General features: G+C 68.1%; 15 protein-coding genes and 2 tRNA genes. 10 read left to right on the forward strand and 7 right to left on the reverse strand.

From position 1 onward, the window contains the following. Positions 1-10: 10 nt before the first annotated feature. The gene (locus BN1959_RS02685) at positions 11-205 is read right to left on the reverse strand and encodes a cold-shock protein (protein ID WP_049981782.1); all 195 of its coding nucleotides are present in this window, start codon (positions 203-205) and stop codon (positions 11-13) included. Positions 206-321: 116 nt separating this feature from the next. Between BN1959_RS02685 and BN1959_RS02690 the strand changes: the two genes are divergently transcribed. Then, positions 322-708, forward strand: coding sequence for a ribbon-helix-helix protein, CopG family (locus BN1959_RS02690; RefSeq protein WP_053947178.1), 387 nt, complete (start codon positions 322-324; stop codon positions 706-708). Here the strand turns inward: BN1959_RS02690 and BN1959_RS02695 are convergent, their stop codons facing one another. Beyond that, positions 709-1,164, reverse strand: a complete 456-nt coding sequence (locus BN1959_RS02695) for a DUF5814 domain-containing protein (protein WP_053947179.1) — start codon at positions 1,162-1,164, stop codon at positions 709-711. Positions 1,165-1,278: 114 nt separating this feature from the next. Between BN1959_RS02695 and BN1959_RS02700 the strand changes: the two genes are divergently transcribed. Then, positions 1,279-1,349 (forward strand) — tRNA-His (locus BN1959_RS02700). Positions 1,350-1,893: 544 nt separating this feature from the next. Here the strand turns inward: BN1959_RS02700 and BN1959_RS02705 are convergent. Beyond that, positions 1,894-3,078: a CBS domain-containing protein gene (locus BN1959_RS02705; RefSeq protein WP_053947180.1), complete on the reverse strand. Its 1,185-nt coding sequence runs from the start codon at positions 3,076-3,078 to the stop codon at positions 1,894-1,896. An 87-nt stretch (positions 3,079-3,165) separates the two neighbouring features. Here BN1959_RS02705 and BN1959_RS02710 point away from each other — a divergent pair, with 87 nt between their 5' ends. After that, positions 3,166-3,537, forward strand: coding sequence for a cupin domain-containing protein (locus BN1959_RS02710; RefSeq protein WP_053947181.1), 372 nt, complete (start codon positions 3,166-3,168; stop codon positions 3,535-3,537). Positions 3,538-3,611: 74 nt separating this feature from the next. Here the strand turns inward: BN1959_RS02710 and BN1959_RS02715 are convergent, their stop codons facing one another. Next, positions 3,612-3,815, reverse strand: a complete 204-nt coding sequence (locus BN1959_RS02715; protein WP_053947182.1) for a hypothetical protein — start codon at positions 3,813-3,815, stop codon at positions 3,612-3,614. A gap of 131 nt (positions 3,816-3,946) precedes the next feature. On the opposite strand from BN1959_RS02715, the gene BN1959_RS02720 reads away from it, so the two are divergent. The 4 genes from BN1959_RS02720 (at position 3,947) to BN1959_RS02735 (ending at position 8,292) form a co-directional block, all read left to right on the forward strand. Beyond that, complete coding sequence (locus BN1959_RS02720) at positions 3,947-6,001, forward strand: DEAD/DEAH box helicase (protein WP_053947183.1); 2,055 nt, start codon at positions 3,947-3,949, stop codon at positions 5,999-6,001. Between the two features lie 37 nt (positions 6,002-6,038). Continuing rightward, a complete protein-coding gene (locus tag BN1959_RS14970; RefSeq protein WP_053947184.1) occupies positions 6,039-6,245 on the forward strand; it encodes a hypothetical protein in 207 nt (68 codons plus the stop codon). 48 nt (positions 6,246-6,293) lie between these two features. After that, complete coding sequence (locus tag BN1959_RS02730) at positions 6,294-8,177, forward strand: SLC13 family permease (protein WP_053947185.1); 1,884 nt, start codon at positions 6,294-6,296, stop codon at positions 8,175-8,177. A 42-nt stretch (positions 8,178-8,219) separates the two neighbouring features. Then, a tRNA-Pro gene (locus BN1959_RS02735) sits at positions 8,220-8,292 on the forward strand. A gap of 186 nt (positions 8,293-8,478) precedes the next feature. Here BN1959_RS02735 and BN1959_RS02740 read toward each other — a convergent pair. Both BN1959_RS02740 and BN1959_RS02745 read right to left on the reverse strand, forming a co-directional pair. Next, a complete protein-coding gene (locus BN1959_RS02740) occupies positions 8,479-8,673 on the reverse strand; it encodes a cold-shock protein (protein WP_053947186.1) in 195 nt (64 codons plus the stop codon). Positions 8,674-8,732: 59 nt separating this feature from the next. Continuing rightward, on the reverse strand, positions 8,733-9,416 hold the full coding sequence (locus BN1959_RS02745; RefSeq protein ID WP_053947187.1) for a hypothetical protein: 684 nt from the start codon (positions 9,414-9,416) through the stop codon (positions 8,733-8,735). A 204-nt stretch (positions 9,417-9,620) separates the two neighbouring features. On the opposite strand from BN1959_RS02745, the gene BN1959_RS02750 reads away from it, so the two are divergent. The 3 genes from BN1959_RS02750 to BN1959_RS02760 all read left to right on the forward strand — a co-directional run bounded on the left by BN1959_RS02750 (position 9,621) and on the right by BN1959_RS02760 (position 13,657). Continuing rightward, positions 9,621-11,042 (forward strand): single-stranded DNA binding protein, encoded by a 1,422-nt coding sequence (locus BN1959_RS02750; protein ID WP_053947188.1) that lies wholly within the window; start codon positions 9,621-9,623, stop codon positions 11,040-11,042. Between the two features lie 75 nt (positions 11,043-11,117). Further along, positions 11,118-13,019, forward strand: a complete 1,902-nt coding sequence (locus BN1959_RS02755) for a flippase activity-associated protein Agl23 (protein WP_053947189.1) — start codon at positions 11,118-11,120, stop codon at positions 13,017-13,019. After that, positions 13,016-13,657, forward strand: coding sequence for a hypothetical protein (locus BN1959_RS02760; protein ID WP_053947190.1), 642 nt, complete (start codon positions 13,016-13,018; stop codon positions 13,655-13,657). The genes BN1959_RS02755 and BN1959_RS02760 overlap by 4 nt, the downstream gene beginning before the upstream one ends. Here BN1959_RS02760 and BN1959_RS02765 read toward each other — a convergent pair. Then, entirely contained in the window at positions 13,654-14,466 is an 813-nt protein-coding gene (locus BN1959_RS02765) for an MOSC domain-containing protein (RefSeq protein ID WP_053947191.1), read from the reverse strand. The two genes, BN1959_RS02760 and BN1959_RS02765, sit on opposite strands and share 4 nt — an antisense overlap. Between the last annotated feature and the right edge of the window lie 31 nt (positions 14,467-14,497).

Consider the following 14,497-nt stretch of genomic DNA (forward strand, 5'->3'; position numbering starts at 1 on the left):
AAGAACCGACTTACAGACGGGTCAGGTTCGTCGCGCGGGGGCCCTTGTCGGCCTGTTCGATGTCAAACTCAACTTCCTGGCCTTCCTCGAGGTCCGGGCCGCCCACGTCTTCCATGTGGAAGAAGACGTCCTCGTCTGCGTCCTCAGTCTCGATGAAACCGTAACCGCCCGTGTCGTTGAAGAAATCAACCGTTCCAGTCGCCATTGCAACCGAAGCAACGCGCCGCGCCCGGATAACCCTTTCGAGAGCGCGACCCGCACGATCGTCGGCTCGAACGCCCACAAACGCTTAAGTTCGGCCGCTCACAACCGCCGGGCGAGATGGGGACCAAGAGCAAGACGATCTCCTTCCGCGTCGACGAGGACGCGTTCGAGACGCTGCGGGAGATCGCAGAAGAGCGGGAACTCTCGCTGTCGGCGGTGTTCCGGGACTACGTCGACACGCTCGTCGCCCACGACGGGCAGGTGGATCTCGTCCCCGCCGACCGGGAGGCCGAGGACGACGAGAGCTTCCCGCCGACAGTGGAGGTGCCCAAGAGCTTCATCCGCGAGCACGAGCGGCTCGAGTTGGAGGCCGACCACCTGCGCGAGCAGCTGGAGGAGCACAAGCGCTACATCGACTACCTGCGCGAGCAGGCCGACGAGGCCGAAGACGTCGTCAAGCTGGAGGAGCTCGACCGCGACGAGAACACGTACCAGATCGGGTAGTCAGCCCGAGAGCTCCTGTTTGGCTTCGCGGGCGCGGCGCGCCGCTTCTCGGTCCCCTTCGACTTCTGCCAGTGACTCGACGGCCTCCAGCCGCCGGATCGAGCTGTCGAGGAAGGAGAGCACGTCGCCGGAGTAGGCGTACAGCATGTACTCCGCGGACATCGTGTCGACGATGGCGTCGGGGCCGAGCCCCTGCGCGCGGAGTTCGAGCAGGTACTGGATGAACTTCTCCTCGGGGTGGCCGCAGTAGGGGTTGTTGTCGCAGTCGCAGTCGAGGAAGTCCTCCGCGAAGTCGAGCACCTTCTCGCGGGTGGCTTCGTCGAGTTTCTCGATGCCGTCACCGGTAAAGAGAAGGTCCAGCGTCGCCCCCTTGAACGCGCCCTTGGGGATCGAGCGCTCGAGTTGGGAGGCGATCTGCCGGTGGTTCTTCACGTAGATCTTGTCGGTGATCGCCACTACCGGCGGCTACGCGAGTCGGCGGCAAAAGCCTCTCGCTCCCCTGCGGCGGCGTGTCACGGGGCCGGGAATGTCGTAACGTATTTCCCTGAAACCGTGGTAGGAATCGGTGTGTCCGGGCTGGGGTAGTGGTATCCTTCAGCCTTGTGGGGGCTGAGACGCGGGTTCAATTCCCGCGCCCGGACCTTTTCCTGCGAACGAAGTGAGCAGTGAAAAGTCTGCCAACGGGGATTGAAGCAGGGAGTGGAGCGAACGGAGTGAGCGGAACGACCGTGGTTCAATTCCCGCGCCCCCGCCCGTTGGCTCCTATCAAGTGGATAGTGACGACCTTTCGCGACAGCAACAGCATCTCGATGCTTGAACACTTGTGACCGCAGTGTGCCGAGCACGAGGCCCATCATCAGAAATCTTCGATTTCTGATTGGCAGACGAGAATCGGAGATTCTCGTCAACGGCACAGCGCCGAGTCCCCACCCCTCCCCCCGCCGGCGCCGAGATTGGCGCCGGCGAGGCGTCCACCGCCACCGCACCGCTGTGGTGGTCGGCGCGAAGCGTTCGCGCCTCCGTGCGCGAACCGAGCGCGAGTCGGCTGGGGAGGATCGAGGGCTGTGCGGGGCGGTCGCAAGTGGCCAACGATCGAGCTGCCGTTGCTGTTCCAGCAGTTGACTCCGAAACCAGGATCACGACCGACAGAACCGACAACCACGAAAACCGCCGAAAAAACCCCGACTACCGCCCGAACGGGGAGAGGTTCGGCCCCATCGACCCGTCCGGGCTGGCGCCGCTCTGCTGGATGATGTCGAACGCGGTCATCAGGTCCGTCCGGGAGATGATCCCGCAGAGCTTGCCGTCGGCGTCGACGACGGGCAGGCGCCCGACGCCGTGCTCCTGCATCGTCTGGAACGCCTCCATCGCGTCGGTCCCGGGCGTCGCGGTGTACACGTCCGTCGACATCACGTCGTCGACGCGCATCGCATCACGTTCGACCTCGTCGACCGACTGGGCGTCCGAGAGCGTCACCATCCCGACGAGCTCGCCGTTCTCGACCACCGGATAGCCGGTGTGGCGCTCGCGGAACATTCGCCCCATGAGGTCGGCGACGCTGTCGGCCGGCGACACCGTCCGGAGGTCCGCTCCACCGGTCATCACGTCGCCCACGCTGACGCCCTGGAACGCCGCCTTGAGGACGGTCTGCTGGGCCTCGCCCGCCGCGCCGATGTAGATGAAGAAGGCGAGCGCGACCAGCAGCAGGTTCGGGCCGCTGAACAGCCCGACCAGCCCCAGTAGCAGCGCGAACCCCTTCCCGACCTCCGCGGCGATCTGGGTCGCGCGGGCGTGGGATCGTGTCCGGGCGAGCAGCGCACGCAGCACGCGCCCGCCGTCCATCGGGAACCCCGGCAGCATGTTGAACGCCGCGAGCATGACGTTCGCGAGCATCAGGTAGCCCAGCAGGAACGTCGCGATCGGCTGCCCGCCGCCGGCGACGAGCGAGAAGCCGGCGTACCCCACCACGCCGAGGGCGACGCTCACGATCGGTCCCGCGACGGCGACCTGCAGTTCGATCTTCCAGTCCTCGGGCATCTCGGCGAACTGGGCGACGCCGCCCAGCAGCCAGAGCGTGATCGAGTCGATCTCGTAGCCGTAGTACATCGCGACCGCCGAGTGGCCCAGCTCGTGGAGCAGCACGCACGTGAACAGGCCGATCGCCGCCGCGGCGCCGAGCACGAAGGGCGTGTACCCCTGCGTCAACACGCCGGCTTGGATTCCGGCGCCGAACGTGGGGTTGAACACCTCCTCGGCCAGCGTCGTCACGTCGCTCCCGATCAGGTAGGCGAACACCGGCAGTATCAGCAGGAACGTCGCGTCCAGCTTGATCGGGATACCGAAGATGCTCCCGAGACGGATTCCTCGCATACGGATCGGTTTGGCCGACGGAGTGAAAAAGGCGGTCGCCGCGGCCCGTGCCGTCACGGTTTAGCGCCCAGACGCCGAACGGCCGGTATGGTCGATCACGTCGTGAAACGCAGCGAGGAGATCGAGTACGAACCAGTCGATGCCGCCGAGGGACTGCAGAAAGGGGTCCTGCTCGACGAGAGCGACGGCGCGCCGAACTTCGCGGTCCGGCGGTTCGAACTCGACGTCGGCGCCGAGGTGCCCGAGCACACGAACGCGGTCGAACACGAGCAGTACGTGCTTGCGGGCGAGTACGTGGTTGGCATAGGCGACGAGGAGTACACGGTCTCCGCCGGCGACTCGCTGCTCATTCCCGCCGGCGCGGTCCACTGGTACCGGAACGACAGCGACCGCCCCGGCGCGTTCCTCTGTGCGGTGCCGAACGGCGACGACACGATCGAACTGGTCGAAGAAGAATAGTCGGTTCTCAGCGACCTTACCCGGCCGACAGTCGCCGATTAGTCGCTCGACCTGCCCGGCTGACAGCGTGCCGGTCAGTCGCTCGCCACCACGGCGTCGACGCTCCGCTTGCTGACGGGCCGGCGCGTGATCGTCGTCGCGCAGTCCGGACAGGAGAGCGCGATCCGCTCGCCGAGCTCGGTTGTCGTCGCCGATTCGTCCCAATCGCCGTCCGGCGGGCTCTCGTGCCCGCAGACGGAGCAGAACAGCGTCGCCTTCGTGCGTGCGGAGGGGGTCATTACCGAACCTTAGCCGTTCTGGGGTGGTAAACCCTCCGTGAGGCTGTGTTGCACCCGCATGCGCCGGATTCCCGCGGCACGGCTTCCCGCCGACCGCATGGCTGAAGTACCCGTTTCGCGTACCCCCACTCGTGTCTCAGCAGGTCGCCCGCGTCGACACCCTGTTCCTCCACGAGTCCGGCGACGACTACCGCGTCGTCGTCCTCCGTGACAGCTCACGGGTGTTCCGCGGCACGCTCGAACTCAAGGAGACCGACGCCGGCCCCCGCCCCCGTCGGTTCCTGCAGTCCGATGACGACGGCGGCGAGCCGATGCGCCCCGAGGAGTTCGTCGAACTCGCCCGCCGCGCCGAGCGCATCCGCATCTCCGAGCAGACCTCCCCCGAGGGCCGCGAACGCTTGCAGGCGATGCTCGACGGCTACCAGCAGGAGGCGTTGGTCGTACGCACCTGTCGGTACTGCGCCAACGCCGGCCGCTACTCGCCGATCACCGAGGAGACCGCGATCTCGGCGGACCGGGACTACATCTGTCAGGACTGCGCCGTCGAGGAGCTCGAACGCGAACTCGCCTACAAGGGGCAGTTCACCGGCGCCGCACAGGAGCGCCTGGAGGAGCTTCTGCTGGAGGTCGGCGACCTCGACCGCATCACCGACCTCCTGCAGGGAAATCTCGACCCCGACCTCACGAAGTTCGACACGATCTCCGCGACCACCGACGAGGTCGATCCGTTCCCGACCAGCGATCTCGACCTCCACCCGAAACTGCAGTCGATGATCGAGGGGCGGTTCGACAGCCTCCTCCCGGTTCAGAGCCTCGCCGTCGAGAACGGGCTGTTCGAGGGCCGGGACCAGCTCGTCGTCTCCGCGACGGCAACGGGAAAGACCCTCGTCGGCGAGCTCGCGGGCGTCGACCGCGCACTGAAAGGCGACGGGAAGCTGCTCTTTCTCGTCCCGCTGGTCGCGCTCGCGAACCAGAAACACGAGGACTTCGAGGAGCGCTACGGCGACATCCTCGACGTGACACTCCGTGTCGGCGGCTCACGCGTGACCGACTCCGGCGCGCAGTTCGACCCCAACGCCGACGTGATCGTCGGTACCTACGAGGGGATCGACCACGGCCTCCGGACCGGCAAGGAGATGGGCGACATCGGCACCGTCGTCATCGACGAGGTCCACAGCCTGAAGGAGGGCGAGCGGGGCCACCGCCTCGACGGGATGATCTCCCGGCTCAAGCACTACTGCGAGCAGCGTGCGAAGGACCGCTCGGGCTACGACGGCGCGCAGTACGTCTACCTCTCCGCGACCGTCGGCAACCCCGAGTGGCTGGCCGAGCAACTGCGTGCGACGCTGATCGAGTTCGAGGAGCGTCCTGTCCCAATCGAGCGCCACGTCACGTTCGCCGACGGCCGGGAGAAACTGCGGATCGAAGACCGTCTCGTCAGGCGGGAGTTCGACAGCAAGTCCTCCAAAGGGTACCGCGGGCAGACGATCATCTTCACCAACTCCCGGCGGCGCTGTCACGAGATCTCCCGGAAGTTGGAGTACGACTCCGCGCCGTACCACGCCGGCCTTGACTACGGCCGGCGCAAGCAGGTCGAGCGCCAGTTCGGCGATCAGGACCTCGCGGCGGTCGTCACCACCGCGGCGCTCGCGGCGGGCGTCGACTTCCCCGCCTCGCAGGTGGTGTTCGACTCGCTCGCGATGGGGATCGAGTGGCTCTCCGTCCAGGAGTTCTCCCAGATGCTCGGCCGTGCTGGCCGCCCGGACTACCACGATCAGGGGACGGTGTACCTGCTCGTGGAGCCCGACTGCTCCTACCACGCCTCGATGGAGGCCACCGAGGACGAGATCGCGTTCAAGCTCCTCAAAGGCGAGATGGAAGACGTCTCGACGATGTACGACGAGACTGCTGCCGCCGAGGAGACGCTGGCGAACATTGCCGTCGCCGGTAAGCTCGCGAAGCGACTCAACGACCGCATGATCGGCGACGTGCCCACCAAACACGCGGTCGGGAAGCTGCTCGAGTGGGAGTTCATCGACGGCTTCGAAGCCACGCCGCTGGGTCGGGCGGTCACGAGTCACTTCCTCTCGCCGGACGACGCGTTCCTGATCCTCGAAGGGATCCGCGAGGGGAAGAGCGCCTACGAGCAGGTGGCGACCCTCGAACTCGCCGAGCAGGAGCTGTAGCGAAACCGAGTTCTCCCCGCGCGTCGCGCGCTCCCGCATGACGAGTGACGACCCGGCCGACGAGCCGGCACCCGAGGAGCCGGATGCGGACGAGATGGACGACGAAGCGATGGCGCTGGGGATCGGCGTCGGGGTGGCGCTCGGCTCGGCGATCGGCTTGTCGCTGGACAACCTTGCGATCGGGATGGGAGTCGGCCCCGCGTTGGGTGCCACCCTCGGCGCCGCGTTCGCCGAGCGGGAGTGACTGCCGGGAACCCGCACCCTTTTGCCGGCCGGTGGTAACCACATCCCCGTGGCAGCGATCACGCCCGGAGTCGTCGTCGTCACCCTGATCGTGCTGGCGGCGCTGGTGCTGTTCGCGACGGAGCCGGTCCCCGTCGACATCACCGCGCTGGGGATCATGGTGACGCTGATGCTCGTCGAGCCCGTCAGCGGGGTACTCGCCGATGCCGGCGTCCTCGCGGGGCAGGTGACGATGATCACGCCCGAGCAGGGGCTCTCCGGCTTCGCCAGCCCCGCGACGATCACCGTGCTCGCGATGTTCATCCTCAGCGAGGGCGTCCGCCGGACCGGGATCGTCCAGACGCTCGGCGAGTACATCGGCCGGATTACCGGCGACAGCGAGACGAAACAGCTCGGCGCGATCGTCGGCATCGTCTCACCGGTCTCGGGGTTCATCAACAACACCGCCGCGGTCGCGATCCTGCTCCCAATGGTGACCGACGTGGCCAACCGCGGCAACACCTCCCCCTCGAAGCTCCTGCTCCCGCTGTCGTACGCCTCGATGTTCGGCGGGACGCTCACGCTGATCGGCACCTCGACCAACGTGCTCGCGAGCGACGTGGCCGCGCGGCTGGCCGCGGCGCCGGAGTACGCCAACACCGACCTCCACGAACTCGGGATGTTCGAGTTCACGGGGCTGGGGGTCGTGGTGATGCTGGTCGGGATCGCCTACCTGCTGACCGTCGGCCGCTGGCTCACGCCCGCCCGGATCGAGCCCACCGACGACCTGACCGAGGAGTTCGGCGTCGGCGACTACCTCACGGAGGTGACCGTCCGGGAGGACTCGCCGCTCGTCGGCCGGAAAGTCCGGAACGCGCTGGCGGAGGGCGATCTCGATGTGGACCTGCTCCAGCTCATCCGCGGCGAGGAGGTGTTCCTCGAACCACTCGGCCCCAAACAGATCCGGGCCGGCGACACGTTCACGCTCCGGACCGACCGCGACACGCTGCTCTCCCTGCTCGATCTCGAGGGGCTGGATCTCGTGGACGTGCCCGTCGACGAGGCCGAACTCGAACAGGCCGAGGCGGGCCAGAACCTCGTCGAGGTCGTCGTCGCCCCGGGCTCGCCGCTGGTGGGCGAGTCGCTGACCTCGATCGGGTTCCGGCAGCGCTACAACGCGACCGTGCTCGCGCTCCGGCGGGGGCGCGAGGTCGTTCGCCGACGGATGGACGAGGTGCCGCTGAAGGTCGGGGACACGCTGCTGGTGCAGGCGCCGACGGAGACGATCGAACGGATTGACGGCGGCCGGGAGTTCATCCTGATCGGCGAGGTCGAACAGCACGACTATCGCCAGGAGAAGACCGGGCTCGCGATCGGCATCGTCGCCGGCGTCGTCGCGCTCGCGGGGCTGGGGGTCCTCCCGATCGTCGTCGCGGCGCTGGCGGGCTCGCTCGCGATGGTCGTCACGCGCTGTCTCGACCCCGGGGAGATCTACGAGGCGGTGCAGTGGGACGTGATCCTCCTGCTCGCCGGCGTGATCCCGCTGGGGATCGCGCTCGAACGCACCGGCGCTGCCTCGCTGCTCGCGGAAGGGGTCGTCGCTTCCTCGGCCATGCTCCCCGTGATCGGCGTGCTCGCGGTGTTCTATCTGCTCACCGCGCTGCTGACCAACGTGATCAGCAACAACGCTAGCGTCGTGCTGATGATCCCGGTCGCTGTCGAGACCGCACAGGCCGTCGACGCCAGCGCGACTGCGTTCCTGTTCGCGGTGATGTTCGCGGCGAGTACGGCGTTCATGACGCCGGTGGGCTACCAGACGAACCTGTTCGTCTACGGCCCCGGCGGCTACCGCTTCACGGACTACGTCCGGGTCGGTGGGCCGCTCCAACTGCTGCTGATGGGCGTGACGACGCTCGGGATCGCGACGATGTTCGGTATCCCGATCGCGGTCTGACCCCGAAACGCTTTACCGCGAGAGTCGTCGATGTAGGGGTACGGGACCGTGGGTTAGCCTGGTATACTTCGGGCCTTGGGTGCCCGTGACCCCGGTTCGAATCCGGGCGGTCCCATCATCTTCGATGTGAGAGCACGAGAACCGGGAGGGCCGGTTCTCGGCGGTCCCACTTCTGCCGACGCAACGACGAGCGTTAGCGACGAGTCCGCGTTCCTGCGTCGACGCCACGGCGTCGCTCGTCGATAGTCGATCACACGTCAAAAGCGCTGTACCCAGTCGCGGTTACGCGACCGAAGACAGATTAGTTGCGGACGAGGTTCGTCGCGCGCGGGCCCTTGTCGGCCTGCTCGATGTCGAACTCCACGTCCTGCCCTTCTTCGAGGTCGGCGCCGCCGATGTCTTCCATGTGGAAGAAAACGTCGTCGTCCGCGTCCTCAGTGGAAATGAAACCGTAGCCGCCCGTGTCGTTGAAGAAATCAACTGAACCGTTTGCCATTACAAACAAATGTACAGTCCGTTCCGGGATAACCCTTCCGAGGGTCGTGGTACCACGACCTACCGCTCGGCCAGCGACCGCACCACGAGCTGGAGCACGTGGACGAACACCCCGGCCACCGCGACGTACAGCCCCACGGACTGCATCGCCGGCCGCCCGCGGCTCTCCCGGACCTGCCACATCTCGTAGCCGAGCCGCAGCAGGAACCCCGCGAAGATCAGCGCGAATGCGGCGACGCCCACGGCCGGGACGAACGTCCCGAGCAGGATCGCCCCCAGCCCGGCGAGGAACGCGTACGTCGCCCAGCGGCCGTAGTGGTCGAACTGCGTGCCCGAGCGCAGGTAGACGTAGCTCCCGATCAGCGCCGTCATCGCGACGACGATGGCGCCGGTGATCGCCAGCGCGGTGATCCGGACGCCCTCCGAGAGGAACGAGAGCACACCACCGCCGAACGCGCCGAACGCCAGTTCGAGCACGACCACGCCGGCCATCGCCAGCCCCATCGAGTCGTTCTCGAAGCCCCGCTCGGCGACCAGTTGCCCGCCCGTGATCAGCGCGCCGTAGATTAGCGCGCCGACGATCGGGACCGAGAACACGATCCGGTTCACCGCCGCGATCGGCGTCGCCGCCGCGACGTACATCACCAGCACGTTGAGGAGCATCAGCCCCGTCGCGCCGCCGACGACGCCCCACTCGCGGGCCGACAGCAGGAACCCCCGCTCGGTCGTGGTCTCGTAGCTCATGTCCTCGATAAGCGCCAGCGCACCGAAAAGCGTTGTCGCCGGCGGTTCGTCCCCCGGCCCGCGACGCTGCCCCGGCCCTCTTGTAGGAGGGCGCGCCACACCACGTATGGACGCCACGAACCGAACGACGAAACCGCACGCAAGCGCCGCGTTCCCACCCCAACGGCAACGCTTAACCGTCGGCTGTGCTACCCACCGCTACGAATGAGTGCCATCGACGACGTCCACGAGGAACTCGACGCGGACGTCTCCGTCGAGGAGTTCGAGGAGATGGTGGCGGAGAAAGTCGAGGAGATGGGTGGCCTCGCGGACGACGAGACGGCGGCGATGCTGGTCGCCCACGAACTCGAGGACGAGGGCGGCGAGGTCGAGAGCGTCGCGGACATCGAACCCGGCATGGACGACGTGAAGTTCGTCGCCAAGCTGGTCTCGATCGGCGAAAAGCGGACGTTCGAGCGCGACGGCGACCAGCCCGACGGGCAGGTCGTCAACACCGAGGTCGCCGACGAGTCCGGCCGGATCCGGCTCTCGCTGTGGGACGAGATGGCCGAGTCCGCGCTCGAGGAGTTGGAGGAGGGCGACGTGCTCCGGATCGCTGGCCGCCCCAAGGAGGGGTACAACGGCGTCGAAGTCTCGGCGGACAAAGCCGAGATCGACCCCGACGTGGAGATCGACGTGTCGCTGACCGACAGCTACACCGTCGAGGAGCTCTCGATGGGGCTCTCGGACGTGACCCTCGTCGGGAAACTGCTCGACGTGGACGACCAGTACCGGACGTTCGACCGCGACGACGGCACCGAGGGCCGGGTCGGAAACGTCGCGATCGGCGACGAGACGGGCCGTATCCGGGTGACACTCTGGGACGAGGCCACCGACCTCCTCGAGGAACTCGACGCCGACGAGGTCGTCGAGGTCGTCGACGGCTACGTCCGCGAGCGCGACGGCGACCTCGAACTGCACGTCGGCTCGCGGGGCACCATCGAGGCGGTCGACGAGGACGTCGAGTACGTTCCCGAGACGACGGACATCGCCGACGTGGAGATGGACGACACCGTCGACATCGCGGGCGCGGTGATCGAGACCGACGACAAGCGCACGTTCGACCGCGACGACGGCTCCGAGGGGCAGGTCCGGAACGTCCGCGTCCGTGACGACAGCGGCGACATCCGGGTCGCGCTCTGGGGTGAGAAAGCGGATCGTGACATCACGCTCGCAGACCGGGTCGCGTTCACCGACGTGGAGATCCAAGACGGCTGGCAGGACGAACTCGAGGCCTCCGCCGGCTGGCAGTCCACCGTCTCGATCCTCGACGGCGAGGCCGACGTGGCGGGGGCCGACGCGGGTAGTGACGAGAAGACCCCGCCGTCGGCCGATCAGGGTGGTCTCTCCGCGTTCGGCGAGGACGGCGACGGCGCCGACGGGCTCCGCGACGAGGAGAGCGGAAGCGGTGACGGCGAGGCGGTCGAGTTCACCGGCACCGTCGTCCAGTCCGGTAGCCCAGTCGTCGTCGACAACGGCGAGGAGACACGCAGCGTCGAGACGAGCGAGAGCGTCCAACTCGGCGAGGAGGTCACCGTTCGCGGGGTCGAGCAGGACGGCCGCATCGACGCCGACGAGTTGCTCTGAGCCGCTCCGGGGCTGTACCGCACGCTCGGGCCTGGAAGGACACACTTAGGTTTCACCCGTTACACTCGCTGACCGATGGATCGTTCCTCGCTCCCCGACGCCCTCCGCCGGACCGACGATACGGTCCGTGCCGTGCTCGTCGTGGTCGCCGCCGGGCTGGTCGCCCGTCTCCTCTTCCTCGGCCAGCGCGTCGCCCACTTCGACGAGGGACGCGTGGCGTACTGGGCCCTGCACTACCTCGAGACGGGCGAGATCAGCTACCGGTACATCGTCCACGGCCCGCTCGCACAGTATGCCGACGCGCGGGTGTTCGCCGTCCTCGGTCCCACCGACTTCTCGATGCGGCTGTTCGTCGCCGTCGTCGGTGCGCTGCTCCCGCTCTCTGCCCTGCTGTTCCGCCAGCGCCTGCGCGACACGGAGACGGTGATCGTCGCCGTCCTGCTCGCGTTCAACCCGATCGTGCTCTACTACTCACGGTTCTACCGCAGTTCGCTGCTGGTCGCGGCGTTCATGTTCGTCGCGTTCGGCTTCGGCCTCCGCGCGGTGGACGACGCCCGGCCGCGGCTGCTCTACCCCGCCTTCGCGTTCGGCGCGCTCGGCTTCGCGGCCAAGGAGAACGCGCTGGTGTACCTGATGTGCTGGGTCGGCGCGGGCGCGCTCCTGCTCGACTTCTCGCTGATGCACCCCCGGCACTACGACTCGGGGATCGAGGCCGTCGCTGCCCGGGTGGCGCCCTACGCCGACGCGCTGCGTGACCCGGAGCGCTCGACCGATGCCGCCGTCTGGACGGTCCTCACGGCGCTCACGCTGCTCGTGATGGGCTACGCCGCGCTGTCGGGCTGGCCCGCGACCGCCGTCGTGGCGGCGCTGGTGCTGCTGGTCTCGCTGACGATGCTCGTCGACGTCGTCCGTCCGGACGGGCACGCCATCCGGTGGGGCGGCGCGCTGTTGGGGAGTCTCGGGCTGTTCTTCCTCGTCTCGCTGTTCTTCTACGCCCCACGAACCGTCGGCTCGGGCGTCGGCCTCTGGGACGCCGTGTTCAACCCCCTCCGCTTCCCCGCACTCCTCGACGCGACGTGGGGCGATATCCGCCCCGGACTGGAGTACTGGTTCGGCGGGAGCGTCGAACCGAAATGCGGCGAGGAGACGATCATCGGCGGCTACGTCTGCTTCCTCGAACACACGGCCTCGGTGCTCGCGAACTACGCGCTAGTCGTCGTGCCGTTCGCGGCGCTGGGGTTCGTCGTCGCGCGCTACGCCGGCGACCGCCCGCGCTCGCTGGTGATGTTCGCGGGCTACTGGGGGTTCGTCAGCATCCTCGGCTACCCGCTGGCGACGGACATCCGCGCCGGCTGGATCATGGTGAACGCGATCGTCCCGCTGGTGATCCCGGCCGCCGTCGCGCTGGGGCTGGTGGTCCGCTGGGGCTGGCAGTCACTCGCCGCGGAGGACCGCGTCGGCACCGTGCTGACCGTGGCGCTGCTGCTGCTCGTCACCGGGGCGATGCTCGTCCCGGCCGCCTCGGCGTCGTACGTCAACCCCACCGCCGACGACAACGAGCTCGTCCAGTACGCCCAGCCCCAACAGGAGTTCCGAGAGACGTTCGACGACATCGGCGCGATCGCGCCTACACACGATGGGACCGACCTCCTGGTCTACGGCGAGGAGCTGGTCGTCGAACCCGGCACTGGCGGCGGGATGGCCCCGGAGTGTCTCAACCTCGGGCACGCACTCCCGCTCCACTGGTACATCGCCGCCGACGACGTGACCCAGCAGTGTGCGTACAACGAGACCGAACTCGAGTCACAGATCGAGGCGAGCCAGCCCGCGGTCGTGATCGCCCACGTCGACCACGACGACACGGTCGACGCCGCGCTCGGCGACGGGTACGAGCGCCGTCAGCACCACCTCCGGACGATGGGCCGTGAGGTCGTCGTGTACATCGACGACGAGGCGCTGGCGGAGGCAGAACAGTGACTGACGAGACGCCGGCGACGGCGGCCGACGCGCTGCGTGCCGGCGTCGCCGCCCACAACGTCGGCGAGTACGACATCGCCCGGGCCATCTGGGCGGGCGAGACCCCGATGGCTCCCGAGACCGGCCCCGACGATTCGCTCCGGACGGGGCTCGCGGCGTTCGCGACGGCCGTCCTCGACGCGCGCCGCGGGGGGTGGACCGTCGCCCTCGCTGCGGCCGAAGAGGCCGACTCAGAACTCGCCGCCGCCGACCCACGCGACGACCCCACTGGCGTCGATCTCACGCCGGTCGAGCGCTGGCTGGCAGCGTTCCGCGCCGATCCAGCGCTCGCCGAGCGGTCGCCGCCGCCGCTTCTCTCTATCGGCGGGGAGCAGCCCACGCCCGGGGAGCTACCCCTCTCGGCGGCCGCGCTGGTCGCCGTCGCCGTCGCGACCGGTATCGGCGACGATCCCGAGGTCGTGGTCGACGCCGTCCGGTACGCCCGCGAGAGCGATCAGCCGGAGAGCACGCGCTACGCGACGTTCGTTCGGGACTACGCGGACGCCGACGCGAGTCAGCGATCCATCGTCTTCGAACGGCTCTCGTCGATGGTCCAGCGAGAGCGCCGGAAGGAGGACGACGTCTCGGGGCTGTTCTAGTCGACGACTTCCACGGCGTCGCCGACGCGGAGCGTCGCTCCGCGATCTCTTTCGGGCACTTGCCCGATCAGCATCAGCGTGTAGAAGTGGTCGAACGCCGCCTCGTCGGCCCACTCCGGGAACGTCTTCTCGCGCTTCTCGAGGAACCGCTGCCGGAACGCCGGCGTCGGCTCGCCCGTCTCGGGGTCGCGTTCGGGCACGACACAGCGGGCACAGGGGGTCACCCCCTCGATCCGGACGCCGCCGACCTCGAACGCCGGGGCGTCGTCGCCGACGAAGCGGTCCTCCCAGAACGCCGGCACGCCGGAGACTTCGAGGTTCGCACGCAGGCGCCGGCGCGCGCCCTCGACGCGCAGGTCGTCGAACCACGAGGCGACGGCCGAAAGCGTCGCGGTGCTGATCACCGACGGCCCCATCTCCCGACGGTCGACGAACCCCCGCGACGCGTCGCGCCGGAGGGTGAGATCGGCGTCGAAGAACTCGGAGAACCACGCCCCGGCCGCCGCGCGCTCGTCGTCGAGGTCGAACTCGCGACGCTCGCCGTCGGCGGTCTCGACGGTCAGCGTCGTCGTTCTGGGGTCGTACGCGGTGTCGAGCTCGTGGAACCGGTCGCTGTGCTTGGCGTTGAACACGCCGTTGTCGTGGGGGTTGCCGTCGACGTCGTCGCTCTCGGATGCGACAGCAGCGTCGAACAGCGCGAACTCCCGGTCGCCCGCGAGCGTGCCACCGTCGAGAACCTCGCAGGATTCGAGTTCCGTGGCGTCGAGCCCCTTCACGGGGTAGATCCGGACGCGTTCGAGTCTGGACACGGCTGGGAGTAGCCCCCCGCGGACATAGATG

This window comes from Halolamina sediminis (genome assembly GCF_001282785.1).
GTDB classification, from domain to species: Archaea; Halobacteriota; Halobacteria; order Halobacteriales; family Haloferacaceae; genus Halolamina; species Halolamina sediminis.

Coding starts and splice junctions, on each gene's coding strand:
- BN1959_RS02745 (WP_053947187.1), bottom strand. CDS start 9,416: ATGAGCTACGAGACCACGACCGAGCGGGGGTTCCTGCTGTCGGCCCGC.
- BN1959_RS02755 (WP_053947189.1), top strand. CDS start 11,118: ATGGATCGTTCCTCGCTCCCCGACGCCCTCCGCCGGACCGACGATACG.
- BN1959_RS02705 (WP_053947180.1), bottom strand. CDS start 3,078: ATGCGAGGAATCCGTCTCGGGAGCATCTTCGGTATCCCGATCAAGCTG.
- BN1959_RS02690 (WP_053947178.1), top strand. CDS start 322: ATGGGGACCAAGAGCAAGACGATCTCCTTCCGCGTCGACGAGGACGCG.
- BN1959_RS02710 (WP_053947181.1), top strand. CDS start 3,166: ATGGTCGATCACGTCGTGAAACGCAGCGAGGAGATCGAGTACGAACCA.
- BN1959_RS02750 (WP_053947188.1), top strand. CDS start 9,621: ATGAGTGCCATCGACGACGTCCACGAGGAACTCGACGCGGACGTCTCC.
- BN1959_RS14970 (WP_053947184.1), top strand. CDS start 6,039: ATGACGAGTGACGACCCGGCCGACGAGCCGGCACCCGAGGAGCCGGAT.
- BN1959_RS02740 (WP_053947186.1), bottom strand. CDS start 8,673: ATGGCAAACGGTTCAGTTGATTTCTTCAACGACACGGGCGGCTACGGT.
- BN1959_RS02685 (WP_049981782.1), bottom strand. CDS start 205: ATGGCGACTGGAACGGTTGATTTCTTCAACGACACGGGCGGTTACGGT.
- BN1959_RS02715 (WP_053947182.1), bottom strand. CDS start 3,815: ATGACCCCCTCCGCACGCACGAAGGCGACGCTGTTCTGCTCCGTCTGC.